The sequence below is a fragment of the Nonomuraea guangzhouensis genome (assembly GCF_019396345.1).
Lineage (GTDB): Bacteria > Actinomycetota > Actinomycetes > Streptosporangiales > Streptosporangiaceae > Nonomuraea > Nonomuraea guangzhouensis.
Genome location: NZ_JAHKRM010000022.1, coordinates 153316 through 173920, shown reverse-complemented (window position 1 = coordinate 173920; position 20605 = coordinate 153316). Strand labels below are relative to the sequence as shown.

General features: G+C 68.8%; 19 protein-coding genes. 11 read left to right on the top strand and 8 right to left on the bottom strand.

Translation table 11 applies throughout. From position 1 onward, the window contains the following. Positions 1 to 14 precede the first annotated feature (14 nt). On the bottom strand, positions 15 to 1661 hold the full coding sequence (locus tag KME78_RS39220; RefSeq protein ID WP_219534530.1) for a phospholipase A2: 1647 nt from the start codon (positions 1659 to 1661) through the stop codon (positions 15 to 17). A gap of 237 nt (positions 1662 to 1898) precedes the next feature. Between KME78_RS39220 and KME78_RS39215 the strand changes: the two genes are divergently transcribed. Then, positions 1899 to 4706 (top strand): AfsR/SARP family transcriptional regulator, encoded by a 2808-nt coding sequence (locus KME78_RS39215; RefSeq protein WP_219534529.1) that lies wholly within the window; start codon positions 1899 to 1901, stop codon positions 4704 to 4706. Between the two features lie 86 nt (positions 4707 to 4792). On the opposite strand, the gene KME78_RS39210 is transcribed toward KME78_RS39215, so the two are convergent. Continuing rightward, entirely contained in the window at positions 4793 to 5353 is a 561-nt protein-coding gene (locus tag KME78_RS39210; RefSeq protein ID WP_219534528.1) for a hypothetical protein, read from the bottom strand. Positions 5354 to 5519: 166 nt separating this feature from the next. Further along, entirely contained in the window at positions 5520 to 6275 is a 756-nt protein-coding gene (locus KME78_RS39205) for a GDSL-type esterase/lipase family protein (protein ID WP_219534527.1), read from the bottom strand. Positions 6276 to 6626: 351 nt separating this feature from the next. On the opposite strand from KME78_RS39205, the gene KME78_RS39200 reads away from it, so the two are divergent. Both KME78_RS39200 and KME78_RS39195 read left to right on the top strand, forming a co-directional pair. After that, positions 6627 to 7136, top strand: a complete 510-nt coding sequence (locus KME78_RS39200; RefSeq protein WP_219534526.1) for an RICIN domain-containing protein — start codon at positions 6627 to 6629, stop codon at positions 7134 to 7136. Positions 7137 to 7244: 108 nt separating this feature from the next. After that, the gene (locus KME78_RS39195) at positions 7245 to 7490 is read left to right on the top strand and encodes a hypothetical protein (RefSeq protein ID WP_219534525.1); all 246 of its coding nucleotides are present in this window, start codon (positions 7245 to 7247) and stop codon (positions 7488 to 7490) included. 71 nt (positions 7491 to 7561) lie between these two features. On the opposite strand, the gene KME78_RS39190 is transcribed toward KME78_RS39195, so the two are convergent. Genes KME78_RS39190 through sigJ form a run of 3 tightly spaced genes read right to left on the bottom strand, consistent with a single transcriptional unit; the run spans position 7562 to position 9660 of the window. Continuing rightward, on the bottom strand, positions 7562 to 7960 hold the full coding sequence (locus tag KME78_RS39190) for a hypothetical protein (protein WP_219534524.1): 399 nt from the start codon (positions 7958 to 7960) through the stop codon (positions 7562 to 7564). Then, entirely contained in the window at positions 7957 to 8700 is a 744-nt protein-coding gene (locus KME78_RS39185; protein WP_219534523.1) for an SDR family oxidoreductase, read from the bottom strand. Before KME78_RS39185 ends, KME78_RS39190 begins: the two co-directional genes overlap by 4 nt. 57 nt (positions 8701 to 8757) lie before the next feature. Further along, the gene (gene sigJ, locus KME78_RS39180; protein WP_219534522.1) at positions 8758 to 9660 is read right to left on the bottom strand and encodes an RNA polymerase sigma factor SigJ; all 903 of its coding nucleotides are present in this window, start codon (positions 9658 to 9660) and stop codon (positions 8758 to 8760) included. Positions 9661 to 10067: 407 nt separating this feature from the next. On the opposite strand from sigJ, the gene KME78_RS39175 reads away from it, so the two are divergent. Further along, on the top strand, positions 10068 to 11540 hold the full coding sequence (locus tag KME78_RS39175) for an MDR family MFS transporter (protein WP_308127298.1): 1473 nt from the start codon (positions 10068 to 10070) through the stop codon (positions 11538 to 11540). Between the two features lie 8 nt (positions 11541 to 11548). Here KME78_RS39175 and KME78_RS39170 read toward each other — a convergent pair whose 3' ends face one another. Continuing rightward, a complete protein-coding gene (locus tag KME78_RS39170; protein ID WP_219534521.1) occupies positions 11549 to 12376 on the bottom strand; it encodes a helix-turn-helix domain-containing protein in 828 nt (275 codons plus the stop codon). Here KME78_RS39170 and KME78_RS39165 point away from each other — a divergent pair. After that, entirely contained in the window at positions 12375 to 12917 is a 543-nt protein-coding gene (locus KME78_RS39165; RefSeq protein ID WP_219534520.1) for a TIGR03086 family metal-binding protein, read from the top strand. The two genes, KME78_RS39170 and KME78_RS39165, sit on opposite strands and share 2 nt — an antisense overlap. A 4-nt stretch (positions 12918 to 12921) precedes the next feature. On the opposite strand, the gene KME78_RS39160 is transcribed toward KME78_RS39165, so the two are convergent. Next, the gene (locus tag KME78_RS39160; RefSeq protein WP_219534519.1) at positions 12922 to 13914 is read right to left on the bottom strand and encodes a helix-turn-helix transcriptional regulator; all 993 of its coding nucleotides are present in this window, start codon (positions 13912 to 13914) and stop codon (positions 12922 to 12924) included. Positions 13915 to 13976: 62 nt separating this feature from the next. On the opposite strand from KME78_RS39160, the gene KME78_RS39155 reads away from it, so the two are divergent. From KME78_RS39155 to KME78_RS39130, 6 genes are all read left to right on the top strand, one after another. Continuing rightward, a complete protein-coding gene (locus KME78_RS39155; protein ID WP_308127297.1) occupies positions 13977 to 14594 on the top strand; it encodes a DinB family protein in 618 nt (205 codons plus the stop codon). A gap of 4 nt (positions 14595 to 14598) precedes the next feature. Further along, positions 14599 to 15699, top strand: coding sequence for a winged helix DNA-binding domain-containing protein (locus KME78_RS39150; RefSeq protein ID WP_219534518.1), 1101 nt, complete (start codon positions 14599 to 14601; stop codon positions 15697 to 15699). Positions 15700 to 15796: 97 nt separating this feature from the next. Continuing rightward, positions 15797 to 17470, top strand: coding sequence for a SulP family inorganic anion transporter (locus tag KME78_RS39145; protein WP_219534517.1), 1674 nt, complete (start codon positions 15797 to 15799; stop codon positions 17468 to 17470). Between the two features lie 113 nt (positions 17471 to 17583). Continuing rightward, positions 17584 to 19083 carry an arylsulfatase gene (locus KME78_RS39140; protein ID WP_219534516.1) on the top strand — a complete coding sequence of 500 codons (1500 nt, stop codon included), beginning with the start codon at positions 17584 to 17586 and terminating at the stop codon, positions 19081 to 19083. Next, a complete protein-coding gene (locus KME78_RS39135; RefSeq protein ID WP_219534515.1) occupies positions 19080 to 20042 on the top strand; it encodes a formylglycine-generating enzyme family protein in 963 nt (320 codons plus the stop codon). Before KME78_RS39140 ends, KME78_RS39135 begins: the two co-directional genes overlap by 4 nt. A 178-nt stretch (positions 20043 to 20220) precedes the next feature. Further along, complete coding sequence (locus KME78_RS39130) at positions 20221 to 20592, top strand: DUF4267 domain-containing protein (RefSeq protein WP_219534514.1); 372 nt, start codon at positions 20221 to 20223, stop codon at positions 20590 to 20592. Positions 20593 to 20605: the final 13 nt, after the last annotated feature.

Sequence of the window (20605 nt, the reverse complement as noted above, 5' to 3'; positions counted from 1 at the left end):
TAGGTCAGGTGCTTCTATGGGCGCGAACCCCGAGTGGCGTCCGCACCCTTCTTCGGCTTACCGGCCAGCACCCCGACCCGATAGATGGCGGCCAGCTGGAGGCAGCCGACACGCGAGGCCTTCGAGTACGCGGGGCAGGTCTTCTTGACGAGCGTGGTGAAGAACAGGTTGTCCACCTTGGACTTCTTGTTCCGGTCGATGTACCACTTGTAGCCCTTGTACGTGTTGCCGATCAGGCCGTAGCCGTAGTCGTGCATGTCACAGGGCACCCGGAAGTCGAACTTCCAGAACAGGTACCGGGGCTTGTCCGGCGAGCTCGTGCAGTGGTCGTGGTTGATGCCGACCACCTGGAATCCGGTGGGGGTGTTCTTGAACTGCGGGTTGTGCCAGCCGTAGTGCGCGGCCCAGGCCGAACAGCCCTTCTTCGTGTACCACAACCAGTTCTCGACGGTGGCGCACTTGGTGGGGGAGGACATCGTCCCGTCGATGTCGGCGGGGTCGGTGAAGTCGGACGCGGGCGGTTCGACGGCGTTGGGATCGCCGACTCCCGTAGCACCGGCCAGGGGGTCGGTGGCGCTCGGACGGTCGAGCTCGGTCGAGGCCACGGTGGGGGAGGCGCTGTTCGCCGGGAAGGACAGGTCCCAGTTGCCCAGTTCGAGCGAGTTCAGGTGGTCCAGGCGGCCGGCCGTGTCGTAGGCGTACGTCTCCGCCGGGGTGCCGCTGCTGGGGTCACTCGTGGAACGGAGCCAGCCCGACAGGCTGTAGTCGAATCTGGCCACGGTCTTCGGCGCGTCGGAGCCGGAGACGAGGGTGATCTCCTTGACCTGGCCGGCGTAGTCGCCGTACGAGCCGGCGGTGGCCGTGGTGGTGGTCGCGTAGTGGAGCGTCACCGTCTCTTCCGGCTTCTCGTCGACGGCCGGTTCCTTGATGGTGCTGATCCGTCCGGCGGAGTCGTAGGTCAGCAGGCTCGTGCCGTACGCGCTGGTCCCGAAACCGGTGACACGCCAGTTGTCGCCCGTGAGTGTGCCCAGTCTGTTCCAGGTGTAGGTGGGGCTGAGCTCGGCCGCGGTGAACGGGGTGCCGGCGGCGTTGACGAAGACGTCGTCGCCCTCGTCCGCCGTGGCCAGGTTCGACGCGATGGTCTCCACGACCGTGGTACGCAGCGCTCCGGCCGCCTCGTCCCACTTGGTGGTCTCCGTGACCTTGGAGCCGTTCGGGTCCTCGTACTTCTGGATGCCGCCGCCCGAGGGGAAGGAGACGCTGCTGGTCAGCGCGTAGCGGGTCGAGGTGCTGCCGTCCAGTTCGGTGACGACGACGGCGCCGTTCTGGATCTCCAGTTTCCGGGCGATCGTGCCGCCGAGGAACTCGGCCTGCCAGCCGGGCCCGAAGACGCCCAGCTCGGGGCGTGAGGCGGGGGCGGTCTCCGGCTTGGCCAGGCCACTGTCCATGACGGTCACGTTGTGACGCCGGCCGATCGCGCCCGCCGCCACGTCCGATTCGTGGAGCTCGTAGGTGTGGGAGTCGGGGAAGTAGAGGCCGGGGCCGATCCCCTGGACGGGGACCGTCGGCGCGTCCCCGACAGTGTCGGCGGCGGCGGGTGGCGCGGCGAGCAGGGGAAGCAATACCGCCGCCACCGCGGTGGCTAAGGTGAACCTGCGCAAGCTTGGCTCCTCACAGACGCTACTCGTTGGTAACGAGATCGTCTCGACGCCGCCTGGCAGGCGGATGGCAGCTCGCTGGCACCGGTTGTCAGGAATCGTGGCACTGATTGACCAACCCCGTTGACGTGTCCGGTTTGGCTGATCATTGTGTTATTGATCCGCAAAAATGCAGCATTATGCCATGCGCTTATGGCATCCGGCTGGCAGCTCGATGACACCAGAAAGGTGGGGCAGTCGGTGAAGATCAAACTGCTGGGCCCACTGGAGATCCGTGACGACCAGGACATGCTGATACCGGTCACGTCCGCCAAACAACGCATCATCCTCGCGGCGCTCACGCTCCGCCTCGGCGAGGTCGTCCCGGTCGAACATCTGGTGGACTGCCTATGGGACGGCGAGCCGCCCCTGACGGCACGCGAGACCGTGCACAGCCATGTCATGCGCCTGCGCAAGCTCCTCGCGACCTCGCAGGTCCTGCTCACCAAGCCGGGTGGTTACCTGCTGGACGTGGACAGGTGCGAGGTGGACACGGCACAGGTCCAGCGCCTGCGGGAGCGAGCCGCGCAGGCCGCCGCGAGCACGGATCAGCAGGGGCAGTCCGCGTTGCTCCGGGACGCGCTCGCGCTGTGGCGGGGCGAGCCGATGACCGGCATCGACTCCGAGGTGCTGCGGGCGCACTACGTCCGGGTGTGGGAGGACATCTGGTGCCAGATGATGGAGGAGTGCATCGACGCCGAGCTCGCGCTGGGCCGGCACGCCTCGCTCGTCGGCGAGCTGCGCTTCCTCGTCGCCAGCCACCCGTTGCGTGAACGGTTCCACGGCCAGCTCATGCTGGCGCTGAACGCCTCCGGCCAGCGGGCCGAGGCCCTGCGGGTCTACCAGGAAGTCCGGCGCGTACTGATCGAGGAGCTGGGCATCGAGCCGGGCGAAGACCTCCGCGAGGTGCACCGGCAAGTTCTGAACGCCTCGCCCGAGCCCGCTTCGTTGTCGCCCGCCCTGCTGCCGCTGGACGTCTACGGATTCGTCGGACGCGCCACCGAGCTGGAGCGGCTCGACGCGCTCCTGGGCGCCGCCGACGAGCAGCCCACCGCGGTCGTCGTCACCGTGTTGTCGGGAGCGGCCGGAGTGGGGAAAACCGCCTTGGCGGTGCACTGGGCGCACCATGTCAGTAAACGTTTCCCGGACGGCCAGCTGTACCTCAACCTGCGGGGGTTCGACCCGACCGGGTCGCCGATGAGTCCCGCCGAGGCGATGCGGAGCCTCCTGGAGGCGCTGGGTGTGCCACCCCAACGGGTGCCGGCCGGCCTGGCCGCCCAGACCGGCCTCTACCGGAGCATGCTCGCCGGGCGCCGGGTCCTGATCGTGCTCGACAATGCCCGTGACTCCGAGCAGGTACGTCCGCTCCTGCCGGATTCGCCGGGCTGCCTGGTCCTGGTGACCAGCCGCAGCCAGCTGTCCGGCCTCATGGCGATGGAAGGCGCCCACCCGCTGCCACTCAAGCTGCTGCCCGTCTCGGACGCCCGCAAGCTGATGGCCAAGCGCCTGGGCGCGAACCGGGTGGTCGACGAGGCCGACGCGGCGGAGGAGATCATCAGGCGGTGCGCGCGGCTTCCCCTGGCCATCGCGATCGTAGCGTCACGGGCGGCGAGCAACCCCGACGTATCGCTGTCCGTTCTGGTCGCCGAACTCGACGACGCCTTCCTGGACGTTTTCGACGGCGGCGAACCGATGACGCAGATCCGTACCGTGTTCTCGTGGTCCTACCACGCGCTCACCGCCGACACCGCGCGGTTGTTCCGGCTGCTCGGCTCCCACCCCGGCCCAGAGATCACCGCGCCGGCCGCGGCCAGCCTCGTGGGCATGTCCCTGGCCCAGACGCGTCCCTTGCTGGCCGAGCTGACGCGTACGCACCTGATCACCCAGCACGCTCACGGCCGCTACGCCTTCCACGACCTGCTGCGTGCCTACGCCGCCGAGCTCGCGAGCGCCCACGAGGTCGAGTCCGAACGGCAGGCCGCTCTCCACCGGCTGCTCGACCACTATGTGCACACCGCGGACCACTCGGCCCGGCTGCTCAACGTCCATCAGAGCCCGCTGCTCCTGACGCCGCCCCAGCCCGGAGTCGTCCTGTCGGCGGCGACCGACCACGAGCAGGCCGTGGAATGGTTCAAGACCGAGCATCCGGTCCTGATGGCGGCCGTCTCCCTCGCCGCGCACTCAGGGTTCGACACGCATTTATGGCAGCTCGCATGGTTCTTGAATGATTTCCTGGATCGGCAGGGTCGATGGCGTGAGCAGGTCGGGCTCCAGGAACTGGGCCTGGAGGCCGCCCACCGTACCGGCGACGAAATCGGACAGGCGCACGCCTACCGGAACCTCGGCTGGGCCCTCACCAAGCTGAGCCGCTATGACGACGCCCTCGGACATTTCCAGTCGGCGCTCCGGCTCTACGGCGACCTGGGCGACCTCACCGGCGCCGCGCACACGCACGGGAACATGTCGGGAGTGCTCGAACGGCAGGAACGCTACCGGGAGGCGCTCAGCCACGCCAAGCAGGCGCTCGAGCTCTACCAGCGGATCGACCACCAGGCCGGGCAGGCGCGGGCGCTCAACGCGGTCGGCTGGCACTACACCCTGCTCGGCGAACATCCCAAGGCCCTCGCCTACTGCTGGCAGGCGCTCGACCTGCAGTACCTGACAGGCGACCTGCACGGCCAGGCGGCGACCTGGGACAGCCTGGGCCACATCCATCATCATCTCGAGCAGCACGGCCAGGCCATCGACTGCTACCGGCAGAGCCTGGTGCTGTTCCGGAACGAGGGCGATCTGTGCAGCGTGGCGGGAACGCTCACCCGGCTGGGTGACAGTCACCAGAAGCTGGGCGAAGGTGAGACCGCCCGGCTCATCTGGGGCGACGCGCTGCACATTTTCGAGGAGCTCGACCACGCCGACGCCCAGCGGGTCAGGGCGAGACTCACGGGGCTGGCGGGCTGGGGTTCCATGGTCCATGAGCACATCACCCGATCGGCCGGTCTGCCTTTGTGAGCCGCTACCTGCTCAAAGGCGCTCCGGGATCATCCTGGAGGGCTTTCCGCGTCCAGATGTCGCGTATGAACGGCCGGGGTGCTGTGCTATCTGTCAGAGATCCTGGCGTACTGATACTGAGTTTGGGCGTTCTCGTCCCCGAAGTGCTCGCGGCCGGTCATGACCTCGTCTTCGCCCGCCTTGGAGTAGCTGCGGCTCTCCCTCTGGCCCGGGGTCCATCGGTACGAAGCCAGTTTCACGGTTTGCCCTCCTACGGTCAGCGAGGCGTGCGCGTACCTCGTGGGGCCGTTCTCGTTGCCGGAGTGTTGACGGCCGACCAGAGCGTGGTCGGCCGGCGCCTCGAAGTGCGAGCTGCTTTCCCGCTGCTCATCGCTCCAGATCGGGGCGCTCACCTGGGCTGGCTGCCTGTCGATGTAGATACGGCCGCAGTAGTACGTGGTGTTGCCGTTCCAGTCCGCGGAGTGTGATCGGCCCAGCAGGACCTCATTGGGCGGGCAAGTCACGGGGATTCCGGCCGACTCTTTCACGGTCCGGGTGAAGCCGTTGACGATCTCCATGTTGGTGGCCGCGTGGGCCGAGGCGGGGATGGTCGGGGTGAGCAAGGTGGCGGCAGCAAGGGCGCCGAGGGTGGCGAGAGTGCGTGGCATGGGTTCCTCCTGTTAGAGAGCGACCCGGACAGTGATCTCGTCGGCGAGCACCGCGGTGGTCGACGAAACCTGGTGCGGCGTGACCACGGCGGGCGCTGCACCGGCCGGACGGCGCCGGTGTTACCCGGCTCGTCTCGTGGTGCCTGCCGGCGCTGGTTCGGGCGCGTCAGGAGGTGACGGTCTTGGCGGTGGGGAGGATCTCGGTGACGGTTTGGAACGGCCGGGGGTAGGGGGCGCCGATCTTGAACTGGCCGGCCAGAGTGTCGGCGAAGGCGGCGGCGATCCGTAGTTCGCCTTGGGCGTTGGGATGGGTGCCGTCCCAGGTGTGGGCGGAGGCGACGAATTCGGCGTGGGTGGCGGCGATGACGATGGGGGACCGCTGGGTCTGCAGGTCGTTGGCGACCAGGATCAGCCGCCGGTTGAAGTCGGAGACCCGGGCGTTGAAGAGGGGGTCGTGCGTGGCCTTGTGGGTGTCCAGCAGGGTGCCGAGCACCAGGCGCAGCGCCGGGTTGCCGGTGCGGGCGTTGCCGATGAAGGTGCGTAGGTTCGCCTCGTTCTGCTCCGCCCCATGGTCGTACCAGAACAGGTCGTTGATGCCGAGCAGCACCAGCAGGTAGTTCGGGCGGTGCTCGGCGACCTTGGCGGAGATCTCGTTCATCTCCACGCAGTAGGGCCGTCCCCACTGCGCGTCGTGGTCGGTGTCGAAGTCGGGATCGGCGTAGCTCCGGTCACCGTCGCCGGTCTGGGCCGTGGTGATGGCGTCCAGGTCGTTTTTCGGCCCGACCAGGTCCAGGTTGACCCCATGGTGGCGGAGGTGCTTGTAGAGCCGGTAGCGCCATGTCCAGTCACCGCTGCTGCCGTGACTGATCGAATCTCCCACGATCATCACCTTGATGACGTCGGCCGCCGCCGGCTGACTCATGTCCTGGCTCCTTCCGGTTCCGGTCGCGAGGCGGTCACGGTGTCGGGTGGTGGCCCGGCGGTGGGGGCGTGCGCTTTTTCGGCGTGGGAGACGGCGGTGGTGGTGGCGGCGAGTGGTGCATGCCGTGGGGGGAGACGCATGATCCTCCGACCTCGAAACGATCGCTACGCTAGGTAGTCGATTACGTTCGATAAGTAATCATGCCGGGTGGCAGTCGGAGCATGGCCGCCACGGTGATACCCGTATGCCCTCCGGCCAGAAATGGCCGAACACGTACGGAGAGTAGTTGATCTTTGACTTTCGGTTACGGGAGGCTTCTCGCGTCGAAGTGATCTTCTTCCAGGAGGCACCATGCTGCTCGCCCGCCGTCTGCTGGCCGGCGCCGCCGTCGTCACCGCCGTGAGCGCGCTCACCGCTCTGCCCGCCGCGGCCGTTGCCCAGCACCACGCCGTATTCCCGGTGTGCATCGACGCCACCAACGACCGCGCCGACGGTACCGAGATCCGGCTGTGGCGCTGCATAGATCACCCCAACCAGCGGTTCGTCGTCGAAGACGGCGAAATCAAGGTCGAAGACACCGTCGGCACCGCCCGGGAGGTATGCCTGGACGCCGGCAACACCCGCGCCAACGACGCCCGGGTCCGCCTGTGGCAGTGCCTGGACCACGCCAACCAGAAGTGGGTCGTCAGGCGAGGAAAGATCATCCTCCAGGACACCTTGGCCGCCGGTGAACCCGTGTGCCTGGACGTCGGCAACACCCGCAACAACGGCGACAAGGTCCGCCTGTGGCGCTGCATGGATCACGCCAACCAGCGGTTCGTCATCGACAACGGCCAGATCAGGGTCAAGGACGCCATGTAGAACACGGGCCTCCCCGGCCGCCGGACGCGCACCCCCACCCATCGGCACTTCAACGACCATCACCGGGCGGGAGGGTTCCCGCTCGGACATCAGAGAGGAAACACCAGCGTGAAGGCAATCAAAAGAGCTCTCACCGCGGGCCTGGGCGCCGCCGTCGTCAGCGGCGCGCTCCTGGCCGGAGCCCTTCCGGCCCACGCCTCATCGTGGCACCGCGTTCACACCTCCAGCGATTTCGTGACCTGCCACGCATACATTCTGGTCACCTATGGCGGCTGGCCCGCGGACCGCGTGAAATGCGAGCTCGACGGCACCTGGCACCCGTTCCAGACCTACGGCGTCTACATCTGGTACTGAGTCACTCCGGTCACCACGAAGGGCTCGCACGCTGAAACAGCACGCGAGCCCTTACCTTCCTGACGCTGGATTCATGTCTCTTCGAGCCTGGAGGTGAGCGCCCACAGCACCAGCGGGATCATGACCGCCACCGAAAGCGCGACCAGCAACGGCACGCGCTCTCCGGGCGTCAGATGGTGCAGCAGCCGCAGGTGGATCGCCAGGTGCGGCACGGCGAACATCAGGTACACGGCAAGCGCCGTACGGACCATGCTCCGCCGTACGATGAACACGCTCACGCCCAGCGCCACCGACGTGGCCAGGCTCATCGCGCCGTAATCCATCATCAGATGCGCGTTGTACGGCATGCGCATCCCCACCCACGGGATGGCGAAGAACGAGCGGGGCAGCAACAACGCCCAGCACCCCACGCCGAACTGTACGGCGCCGAGGAAGACCAGGCCTGCACGGAGCCACGTACGCGTGCTCATGCGGCGAGGAACTGTTCGAAGGTGATCCGTCCGACTGCCTGGCCGGGAGCCAGGTGTCCCCCTTCTCGAAGGCCGCGGATAGCGGCGCCAGGCAGCGGCACTGACACCACCGGCCGGCGGCTGGAGTGCGCGCGGATGTAGGCGCGGGCCAGGTCGGCCGCGGCGCGCACCTCAGGTCCACCCATGTCCGGCGCCCGGCCCGCCGGCGCCGTACCGGCCAGGTCGGCCAGGCGGGCGGCCACCTCGCCGGTGTCGACGGGCTGGAAGCTGACCCCGGCAGGCATCACGATCGCCGGCATCCACCGCTGGACCGTGCACATCCAGACGATGAGCTCGTGGAACTGGGTCGTGCGCTGGATGGTCAACGGCAGCCCGGACTCTGCTAACAGCCGCTCACACCTCAGTTTCGCCCGATAGTAGGAAATATCCACTCGATCGACGCCGACGATGGACACGTAGATCAGGTGTGGACGACCGGTTCGCATCGCCGCCCGGACGAGGTTGCGGGTGGCGTCTTCATCCGCACGGCCGTTGGCGGTCGCGCAGTGGATGATCGTGCCGGCACCGGCGACCGCCGCCTCCAGCCCTTCGCCGGTGATCAGGTCACCGCGGCACGTCATCTCGTCGGACGACGGCTTGCGGCTCAGCACGCGTACGGCATGGCCGGCGGACAGAAGTCGTGGAACGAGCGCACGGCCGAGCCGGCCGGTACCGCCCGTCACCAGGATCGGGTTCGTCATGGGTGGCAACCCCCGCGGAGAGCGTGCGGCCAAGTGTGCTTCGGCCTCACGCGGCTGTCAGGTCACCCATAAAGAACCGGACAGACCTGCCGAACGTGACAACCGCAGCTTGTCGGGGTTGGCGATGATACGAAGCTCGCTGATCAGGCCGTTCGTCATCTCCGGCACCAGCGCGCCGATCAACTCCTCACCGGCGAAGGCCAGCAGGCCAGGAGCGCCGTTGAGCTCCGCGGGCAGCAGCCGCACCTGCTGACCGATGGTGTTCAGCGCTCCTACGAGGTAGCGCGCCACCTTGTTGGCGCCGGAGACAGGCCGCCTGGCGGCGCTGATCCTGCCGCCACCGTCCACCCACACGGTCACGTCCTCGGCCAGCAACATTTCCAACCTCGGCAGGTCCCCCTCCTGCGCTGCCGCCAGGAAACCCTCCACCAGGTCGCGGCGGTAGGCGCGGTCCCCCCGGCGCTCGGCGCTCCCAGGGTTGTCGGCGAGCCGCCGGCGAGCGCGCCGGTACAGCTGCCGGGAGTTCGCCTCGGAGGAATCGATGACCTCGGCCACCTGTCGATGGCTGTAGTCGAAGGCCTCACGTAGCACGAACACCGCGCGCTCCATGGGGTTGAGCCGTTCCAGCAGCACCAGGAAGGCCAGCGAGACGAAGTCCCGCTGCTCGGCACTGTCCAGCGGCCCCAGGGCGCCGTCTGCGGTGAGCACCGGCTCGGGCAGCCACGAACCGACATAGCTTTCCCGAAGAGCACGCGCCGACGTCAACCGGTTCACGCACAGGTTGGTCGTCACCTTGGTCAGCCACGCCCACGGCGACTCGACAGCCACCGCGTGGTGCCAGCGAAGGAAGGCGTCCTGGATCACGTCCTCGGCCTCCTCGGCCGAACCCAGCATCCGATACGCCAACCCGAACAGCTTCGAGCGGTGCCGCTCGAACTCCTCGACCGCGTCAACTGGCATGCCCACGAGCCTTCCAGACCACCGAGCCGGGCCGATATCCGACCTCACAACGGCTGCGGGGGTCTTCGGCGGTGGCCACGCCCGGTTTCGCCACGCGCCGGATCGGGGACGTCCCTCCAGGTGCGATCCAGCGCCGAGGCCAGGATCGCGGTCATGCGCGGCTCCGGTGGGAGCAGGCGTCCCCCGAGAGGGGCTTGTTCGCCCAGGTCATAGAGCTGTCCGGCGCTCCTCCGCGTGATCTGGAGAGCACCGTTCACGGGGAAAACCGGGTGACATTTCGTATCACTAGCCGGAATGCTGGGGTGGGGCGATGAGTTTTGTCGGTGGTGCCGGTCAGACTTTGCATGACCACAACTTCGCCAGCCATGACCACATCATGTCCGACGACGACCCCCGATCGAGGTACCGTGTCCTCCAGCCCTCAGCTCGACTCACCCGCCAAGCCCGCGGCCGCCGTTCCAGGTCGCACCCCGGCCGTGATCCGGCTGCTGGTGCTCGCCACCTTCGTGGTCATCCTCAACGAGACGATCATGATCAACGCGATCCCGCGGCTGATGGGCGCGCTGCACATAACCGAGCAGACGGCGCAGTGGCTCTCGACCGCCTTCATGTTGACCATGGCCGCTGTCATCCCGATCACCGGATGGTTCCTGCAGCGGGTGTCCACCCGTAACGCCTACACCACCGCTATGGGCTTGTTCCTGCTCGGCACGGCGTTGGCCGCGGTCGCGCCGTCGTTCGAGGTGCTGCTGGGTGCCCGCATCATCCAGGCGTCCGGGACGGCGGTGATGATGCCGCTGCTGATGACCACGCTGATGCAGGTGGTGCCCGAGGAGGACCGGGGCCGGGTGATGGGCAACGTCACCCTGGCCATCTCGGTCGCGCCCGCCATGGGACCGACGGTCTCAGGGGTGATCCTTCAGTTCGGGTCCTGGCGCCTGCTGTTCGCCGTGGTGCTCCCCATCGCCGCCCTGATCACATGGCGCGGCCTGAAGCAGCTCAAGAACGTCGGAGAGCCCGAGTTCAGCACCATCGACTGGTTGAGCGTGGTGACCGCGGCCGTCGGTTTCGGTGGCCTGGTCTATGGGCTCAGCCGGTTCGAGGGCGGTGACGTCCGGGTCGCCGCCACGATCGTGGTGGTCGGTCTGGTCGCCATCGCCGTCTTCGTCGTCCGCCAACTGTCGTTGCAGAAGCACGGCGTGCCGCTGCTGGACCTGCGGACCCTGCGCCACCGCACCTACACGGTCGCGCTGATCATGATGTCGGTGGCCTTCATGGCGATGCTCGGCTCGATGATCTTGTTGCCGCTGTACCTGCAGAACATCCGCGAGCTCACCGCCCTGCAGACCGGGCTCCTCGTGATGCCGGGCGGCCTCGCGATGGGGCTGCTCGGTCCGACCGTCGGCCGTCTGTTCGACCAGTTCGGCGGCCGGGTTCTGGTCATTCCCGGCGCGATCGGGATCATGCTCGCGCTCACCGGCTTCACCCAGGTCTCGATGACCATGCCGTTCTGGCAACTGCTCGGTCTGCACGCGCTGCTGATGGCGAGTCTGGCCGCGACCTTCACCCCGGTGTTCACGCTTGGGCTCGGAGCGGTCCCTCCGCGGCTCTACTCCCACGGCAGTTCGATCCTGAGCACGCTGCAGCAGGTCGCCGCGGCCTTCGGCACCGCGCTTGTGATCACCGTGATGAGCGCGCGGGCCGAAGCCCTGAAATCCGAAGGAGTCACGGAGACGCTCGCCGCCCTCGACGGCATGCGGCTGGCCTTCATCATCGGCGCGGTGCTGTCCGTGGTCGTGGTCATCACCGCCCTGCTCCTGCCCGCCCGAGCGGACAGCGCCGGCGAGGGCGAGGGGACCCAGCCGACGCATCCGGTGTGACGCGTGGGTCAGGTCTGGCTGCTGCGCCGGGCGTAGGCCGCGGGTGGCATGCCGACCGCGGCGGTGAAGTCGCGGGTCAGGTGGGCCTGATCGGTGTAGCCGAGTTCGGCGGCCAGCCTGGCGAGGTCGAAGCCCTGGGAGACCCGCTCCGCGGCCTCGTGCAGCCGGAACCGGCGGATCACCCACTTGGGGCCGATGCCGACATAGTCCCGGAACAGCCGCTGCAGCGACCGCACAGACCGTCCCGACAGGGTGGCCAGCTCGTCGACCCTGGTCATGGACACGTCGCCCTCCGCCATCGCCACCAGCGCCGCGACCTCCTCGACCAGCGGATCCTGCTCCGGCGCCAGGCTCAGCAGGAACCTCTCGATGAGCCCGATGGCGGCCCGGGGGTCGGGTTCGGCCAGGACCTGCTCGACCATGGTCGCGCCTGCTGTGCCGTACATTTCGCCGATCTCCACGAAGCGGTCGGTCAGCTCGGAGACCGGGCCGCCGAGGAGCGGCCGGAAGCCGCCGGGGCGGAAGCGCGTGCCGAGCACGCGGCCGCTACCCCGCATCGTGTAGGAGAACCCGCCCTTGATCACTCCGGCGATCCGGTGGAAGTCCTGGGCGATGGTCATGTTCACGGTGGGGTGGGAGACGATGCGCTGTTCGTACGGCTCGGCGAGGTCGGTCCAGGTCACGACCCAGAAATGCTCCACGTACGCCGAAATTTCGGGGGATGGCGCATGGCGCGCGAAATTGAAGGCGTTGAGCCCCGCGTACGGGTCGACCCAGCCGCGCTGTCGCGTTTCTACAAGCCGCGCCTGAGAGGCGCGGGGCACCATGTCTGCCATGGACGACATGATGCCGCTGATGACGCGCGCCACCGAACGCACCTCTGGATTGGTGCGCGCGGTGCGGCAGGACCAGTTCGGGTCGCCTACGCCATGCGCGAAGTTCGACGTCAAAGAGCTGATCAACCACCTGGAGTGGGTGGCGGAGCTGTTCGAGTCACTGGGCCGTAAGGGACCGTGGGTCGAGCAGGAACCTTACGTGGGCGACTTTCCCGAGCGGGCGGAGGGCACGCTCGCCGCCTGGTCGCGGGGTGAGGCATGGGACGGGACCAGCCCTGCCATGGGCCTGCCGATGACCACGCTGGCCCACATGTACCTGGTCGACATGGTCGTGCACGGCTGGGACCTGGCCAGGGCCACCGGTCAGCGGTACGAGCCGGAGCCCGAGGGCGTCGCGCGGGCGCTGGACTTCACCGGCCAGATGGTGGAGATGGGCAGGCAGCGCGGCGCCTTCGGGCCGCCGGTGGCGGTGCCGGACGACGCCTCGGCGTTCGACCGGCTGCTCGGCGTCATCGGCCGGGATCCGGCCTGGACACCGTGATCCGCTACCGACTTTCGACTGTGGCGTTGGTGTAGCGGCGGGCCAGGCGCGCGAAGGCGTCCTTGAGCTCGGCCGGGCCGACGACCTCGATGTCGGCGTCGAACCTGCCGATGGCGGCGGCCAGGCCGAGCCAGGACCACGAGTTCAGGACGAGCCGGCAGCGGTTCGGGCCGAGTTCCTCGACGATTCCGTCGCGGGTGTAGGGGGACACGGCGGCGGCGGGTAGGTCGAGGATCACCTCGCCGCGGCAGGGCCAGTCGCCGGCGCGGTCGGAGTTCCAGAACTTGCTGACCACGAAGGTGGCCACGTCACCTCCGGGCAGCTCGCGCGGGGTGAAGCGGGGCCCCGTCGGGGTGCGCGGGGCGATCCGATCGGCACGGAAGGTGCGCCAGTCCTCGCGATCGAGGTCCCAGGCGACGAGATACCAGCGCCCGCCCCAGGTGACGAGGTGATGGGGCTCCACCCGGCGCGGGGTCCGCACGCCGTTGTTCTCCGCTCCTGGTAGAGGTACGGGGGTGTAGTCGAAGCGCAGCACCTCGCGGGCATGGACGGCCGCGCTGAGTGCCATGAGCACGCCGCCCTCGACCTGGGGGTCCGGTCGCATCCCGGGCCGCTCGACGGCGATGACCTGGAGGGTGTCGATCCGGTGGCGCAGCCGGGCGGGCATGACCTGCCGGACGGTGTTCAGCGCGCGGGCCGCGGCTTCCGCGATGTCGGCACCCGTGGTGGTGGCGATCTGGAGCGCGATGGCCAGCGCGATGGCCTGCTCGTCGTCGAACAGCAGCGGGGGCAGCTCCGAGCCGGCCTCGAGCCGGTATCCACCGTCGGGCCCTTTGAAGGCCACGATGGGATAGCCGAGGTCGCGCAGGCGGTCGACATCACGGCGTACGGTGCGCGGGCTGATGTCCAGCCGTTCGGCCAGCAGCGCCCCCGGCCAGTCCCGGCGCGTCTGGAGCAGCGAGAGCAACGACAGCAGTCGCGCTGAAGTCTTCGGCATGCTGCCTATATTGCCCTGAGAAGAGGCCACACCCTGTCCTCTTCACCTGCGACTGTTGTCGTGTGCCAGTCAACGACGACAACGCGAAGGGGCCGAACGCCATGACCACTCCCACCCCGTCCCCCGCAACGCTCGACGCCGAGCGAAGCGAGCTGCTCGCCCAGCTCGCGGACGCGCGATCCGCCCTGACCAACGCCGTCCGCGGGCTCAGCGACGAGCAACTCGGGGAGCGTCCTACGGTCAGCGAGCTGTGCCTGGGCGGGCTGGTCAAGCACGTCGCGTCCATGGAGGAGCAGTGGCTGCGCTTCGTGGTCGAGGGCCCGTCGGCGATGTCCTACGACCTGCCCGACGGTGTCACCTGGGCCGACTTCGCGAGCGGCACCGCACGCGAGTTCCCGCAGTGGGCGATCGACCACCAGGCGGAGTTCCAGATGCTGCCCGGTGACACGCTGGCCGGGATCCTCGCCCGGTACGAGCAGGTCGCCGCCCGCAGCGCGGAGATCGTCGCCGCCGTCCCCGACCTGTCGGCGGCGCACCCGCTGCCGGCGGCGCCCTGGCACGAGCCGGGCGCGGTGCGCAGCGTACGCCGGGTGCTGATGCACGTCATCGCCGAGACCTCCCAGCACGCCGGGCACGCCGACATCCTGCGCGAGACGCTCGACGGGCAGAAGTCCACCTGAACCGATGACCGTTCTCGACACCCGGGCGCTCAACCGCGCGACACTCGCCCGGCAGTTACTGCTCGAGCACGCCGATGTGCCGGTCCTCGACGCCGTCGCGCACCTGTGTGGCCTGCAGGCGCAGGAACCGCAGGAACCGTTCGTCGGGCTCTGGTCGCGGCTGCGCGCGTTCGACCCGGCGGTGCTCTCGGACCTGCTGATCCGGCGGAACGTGGTGCGGACCCACCTCATGCGCCGCACCGTCCACCTGCTCGCCGCCGACGACGTCCTGGCCTGGCGGGCCCGCCACGACGCCATGCTGCGCCAACGGGTGCTCGGGACCTACCGCCGCGAGCTCGACGGGGTGGATCTCGACGAGCTCGCGGCGGCGGGCCGGGCGGTGATGGCCGACAACGAGCCCCGCTCGATGGCCGAGCTCGCGCGGGCGCTGGCCGATCGCTGGCCGGCGCCGGGACCGCGGGCACTGGGTGAAATGCTGATCGCCGCCCTGATCCCGATGGTGCAGCAGCCGCCGCGCGGGCTGTGGCGTACGAGGGGGGGAGTACGCAACGTCCCGCTCTCCTCCTGGCTGGGGCGCGAGATCGACCCGCCGTCCCCGAACGGCTCCGATCCGGTCGGTGAAGCGCTGGTACGGCGCTACCTTGCCGCGTTCGGCCCGGCCGCCTCAGCCGACCTGCGCGCCTGGAGCGGCCTGGCCGGGCTGCCGGCCGCGGTGGCCGCGATACGCGAGGAGCTGGTCAGCTTCCGCGACGAGCGAGGCCGGGAACTGCTGGACCTCCCCGACGCGCCGCGCCCCGACCCCGACACACCCGCTCCGGTACGGTTCCTGCCGGCGTTCGACAACGCGCTTCTCGGTTACCACGACCGCGGCCGGATCATCGACGACGCCCACCGCAACCTGTCGGTCGCCGGCGCCCGCGTCGTCCTGGTCGACGGCCGGGTCTCCGCGACCTGGACCGTCGAGGCGGGCACTGTGATGGTCACCCCGCTGCGCCTTTTCTCGCGAGCTGACCGCACCGCCGTGGCCGAGCAGGGGCAGGCGCTGGCGTCGTTCCTCTCCGACGACGACAGCGACCGCGTACGGATTGTCACGTCCGCCGGCTGAAGACGCGGGTGCCGGTGACCTGACGTGGGCGAGGGTTTACGACGGCGGCCAGGCGTGTCCGGGGAGCCGCGGCCGGAACCGATCGCATGATGATCGGATGGACGCGCGTCGGATTCGGGCTGTGAACGTGGTGCCGCTCATCGGGCAGTTGCGCCACTATTCGGCCCGCTGGGTGCGCGCGGATGCCATGGCCGCCTTCGTCGCCGCGGTGACCTCGCTGCCGCAAGCACTGGCGTACGGCGCCCTGGCCGGGCTGCCGCCGACCACCGGGCTCTATACCGCCCTGGGCGCCGCGACGGTGTTCGCCCTGTTCACCGCTACGAGGTTCGTGGTGGTGGGGCCCTCGTCGGCACTGGCGCTGCTGACCTTCGCCGTGGTGCGGGAGCAGGCGGGCGGCGACGATGAGCGGGCGGTGGCGCTGGCGTCGGCTCTGGCACTCCTGATGGGCGTCTGCTGCTTGCTGGCGGCCGTACTGCCGTTGCAGGGCGCCGCCGAGTTCCTGTCCATGCCGGTGATGCTCGGCTACCTGGCCGGTGTGGGTATCGGGATGCTCGCCGGGCAGGTGGGACCGCTGCTGGGCATCGCGACGCCTGGTTCCGATCCGCTGCTCAAGCTCTGGCATGTCCTCACCCACCTGGAGCAGGTCAGGCCGCTGACCGCGCTGATGGGCTTGGGCGCGCTGGCCGCGCTCGTCGTGCTCAGGCGTTGCCTGCCCCGCCTGCCCGCCGGGCTGGTGGTCTGCCTGCTGGCGATCGCGATCTCGGCGGCGGCGGGGCTGACCGGTCGGGGCGTGGCGGTGATCGGTCCGGCGGTCGGTGGCCTGCCCGAGCTCGCCTTGCCTCGGGTGAGCCTGGCAGACCTGTGGGCGATGCTGCTGCCTGCGGCGGGTATGGCGTTGATCGCCTCGGTCGAGACGGTCAGCGCCGTTCGTCATGGGGGAACCGGTGGCATCTCCCTTGACCGGGAGACCACCGCTCTGGGCGCGGCGAGCCTGGCCGCGGGCCTGCTGAGCGGGTTCGCGCCGATGGCCAGCACCAGCAGCACCATGTCCGTCCGCGGGGCCGGCGCGCATTCCCAGCTGTTTCAGCTCATTACCGCGGGCATCGTCGTGTTCGTGCTGTTCACCGGGGGGCCGTTGGTCGCGCTGCTGCCGATGGCGGTGCTGGCGGCCATCATTATGGTGGGGGCGCCCAAGCTCATCGACGTGACCGGCTTGCTGCGGCTGTGGCGTGGCTGGCGTGCGGAGAGCGTGATCGCGCTCGTGGCCGTGGCCGGTGTGCTGGGCCTCGGCGTGCTGCGTGGCCTGCTGATCGCGGTGATCCTCTCAGCGAGCCAGTTGATCGGCCGTGCCGCCCGTCCGCACGACACCCTGCTCGCCATCGTTGACGACGACCGTCCGCCCCAGGAGATCACCGACGGTGCGTCGCCCCACCCGGACATCCTCATCTACCGTGTCGACGCACCGCTGTTCTTCGCCAACGCCGGGCGGATCCGGCAGCGGGTCCTGGCCCTGGTGACCGCCCTGGAGCCGCGTCCACGATGCGTGATCCTTGACGCGGAGGCGGTGTTCTACGTGGACGCCACCGCTGCCGACACCATGGCCCAGCTCACGGCCGACCTGGACGCACTCGGTTGCCGGATCGCGCTGGCCCGCGTCCGCGGGCCCGTTCTGGCGGTCCTGCGGGCCAATCCCTACCATGACGGCGCCACCCGGCGGCTGCCGGTCTTTCCCGGTGTACGGGAGGCCTTCACCGCCATGCGGGAGTCATAAAACAGCACTTTGGCCGCGCCGGACTCGAATCTTGGCAGCTCAATGACCCGGAGCTGTCGGCCGGCGGGCGATGCTGGTGAAACGGAGCTCGTGTGTCGCGGCTGGGGGAATGCATGTCGGAGCGACCGAACATCCTGGTCATGTGGGGAGATGACATCGGGATCTCGAACCTCAGCTGCTACACCGATGGGCTGATGGGTTACCGCACCCCCAACATCGACCGGATCGCCGACGAGGGTGTGCGGTTCACCGACTGCTACGGCGAGCAGAGCTGTACGGCGGGCAGAGCCGCGTTCATCACCGGCCAGAACCCCTACCGGACAGGTCTGACCAAGGTGGGCATGCCCGGCGCCGAGATCGGGCTGCGCGCCGAGGACCCGACGATCGCCACCGCGTTGAAGGCTCAGGGGTACGCGACCGGCCAGTTCGGCAAGAACCATCTCGGCGACCGCGACGAGTATCTGCCCACGGCGCACGGGTTCGACGAGTTCTTCGGCAACCTCTATCACCTCAACGCCGAGGAGGAGCCCGAGCAGCCCGACTACCCGACCGAGGAGGAGTTCCCCGGGTTCAGGGAGCGGTTCGGGCCGCGCGGGGTGATCCGCTCGTGGGCCGGCGAGGACGGCACCCAGCGCATCGAGGACACCGGGCCGCTCACCAAGAAGCGGATGGAGACCTGCGACGAGGAGTTCCGTGACGCGGCGATCGACTTCATCCGCCGCCAGAACAAGGCCGGCACCCCGTTCTTCGTGTGGTTCAACTCCACCCACATGCACTTCCGTACGCACTGCAAGCCGGAGAGCAGAGGCCGTGCGGGGCGATGGCAGTCGGAGTACCACGACACGATGCTCGACCACGACGACATCGTCGGGGCCCTGCTCGACGTACTCGACGAGCTCGGCATCGCTGAGAACACGATCGTCGTGTACTCCACCGACAACGGCCCGCACATGAACACCTGGCCCGACGGCGCCATGACGCCGTTCCGCAACGAGAAGAACTCGAACTGGGAGGGCGCCTACCGCGTCCCCGGCGTGGTGCGGTGGCCAGGCAGGATCCCGGCGGGCACCGTGCTCAACGGCATCGTCAGCCACAACGACTGGTTCGTCACCCTGCTGGCCGCGGCCGGCGTGCCGGACATCGCCGATCGGCTCAAGGCGGGAGCGGAGCTCGGTGGCACGGTCTTCCGGGTGCATCTGGACGGCCACAACCAGCTCCCCTACCTCACCGGTGAGGTGAGCGAGAGCCCGCGCGAGCACTTCTTCTACGTCTCCGACGACGGCGACCTCACCTCGCTGCGGTTTCACCACTGGAAACTGGTGTTCCTGGAGCAGCGCGCCCCCGGAACGCTGCGCGTGTGGGCCGAGCCGTACACCGAGCTGCGGGTTCCGAAGATATTCAACCTGCGCACCGACCCTTACGAGCGCGCCGACATCACCTCCAACACCTACTACGACTGGGTGCTGGACCATGCGTGGCTGCTGGTCCCGGCACAGGCGTACATCGCCCGGCTGCTCTCCACGTTCGCCGACTTCCCGCAGCGCCAGGCGCCGGCGAGCTTCGGCATCGACCAGGTGATGGAGAAGCTGCGCGCCGGGATGCCCAGCGCATGAGCGGCCGCGGGACGCGGCTGACCCGCACGTTCGGGCTCGCGGGGCTCCCTCACGGGGCCGGCGGCTCGATCCACCTGAGCGGCGGGGTCTTCACAATGGGCTCCGACGACCACTATCGCGAGGAGGCGCCGGCCCACAGCGTGCGGGTCGACGGCTTCGCCATCGATCCGGTCGCCGTCACCAACCGCCGTTTCGCCGCGTTCGTGGCGGCGACCGGCTATGTCACCGTGGCCGAGCGGCCGCTGGACCCGGCCGATTTCCCTGGCGCGCCACCGGAGAACCTGGTGCCCGGGTCGATGGTGTTCGTACCGGCGCGCGGCCCGGTCGACCTCCGGCAGCTCAGTCTGTGGTGGAGGTGGACGCCGGGCGCGTGCTGGTGCTCTCCGGAGGGGAGCGGGTCGAGCGTCGACGACCGCCTCGACCATCCGGTGGTCCATGTCGCGTACGAGGACGCCGCCGCCTACGCGAGGTGGGTCGGCGCCGCGCTGCCCACCGAGGCGCAGTGGGAGTACGCCGCACGCGGCGGCCTCGACGGTGCCCCGTTCACCTGGGGCGACGAGCCCCGCCCGGGTGGTCGCATCATGGCCAACACCTGGGACGGAGCCGACTTCCCATGGCGCTCGACGGGGGAGTCCGGTTGGTCGGGGACCGCACCGGTCGGGTCCTTTCCGGAGAACGGTTATGGGTTGTTCGACATGGCGGGCAACGTCTGGGAATGGACCTGCGACTGGTGGGCCGAACGGCATCCTGACGCGGGCTGCTGCGGTGCTGTCGAATCGAGCTACGACCCGGCTCAGCCCCAGTTCCGTATCCCGCGCAAGGTGATCAAGGGCGGGTCGTACCTGTGCGCCGACACCTACTGCCTGCGGTACCGGCCCGCCGCTCGCCGGCCGCAGATGATCGACACCGGTATGAGCCACATCGGCTTCCGTTGTGTCTGGAGCTCTCTGGATTGTTAAGCCGCGGTTGATAGTGCGTTGTCGGATCTGTCGTTGTTCCGGAGGGAGAGCGCATTCGATGCTGGGGGCGTAACCGATCGTGCTCGATACGACCGCAACTCTAGCACCGCTAGCGCTTCTGTCGCGGCTATGTTAGCGTCACTCCTGCAACTAGCGGCGCTAGAAACAGGAGTAAATAGTGCTCACCCCCCTTGCCTATGGACTCGCCGTCCTGCTCGACCTGCTCATCCTCTTCATCGGCATGCGGTTCCTGCTGGCGCCGCAGGCCGCCGCCGCCGGCTACGGCGTCCCCGCCAAGAAAGACGGGGGCACCACCTACCTGACCATCAAGGGTCAGCGCGACGCCGTCTACGGCCTCATCGGCCTGGCCCTGCTCTTCTTCGTGGGTGCCCGCGCCGAGGCCTGGTTCATGCTGGTGGTCGCCATCATCCCCCTCTCCGACGTCGTCATCGTCCTGCGCAACGGCGGCACCAAGGCGGTGGCGTACGGCATCCACTTCGCCACGGCCGTGGCCGTCCTCATCTGCGCCGCCCTGCTCTTCCTGGTCTGAACCGAAGGAGTCA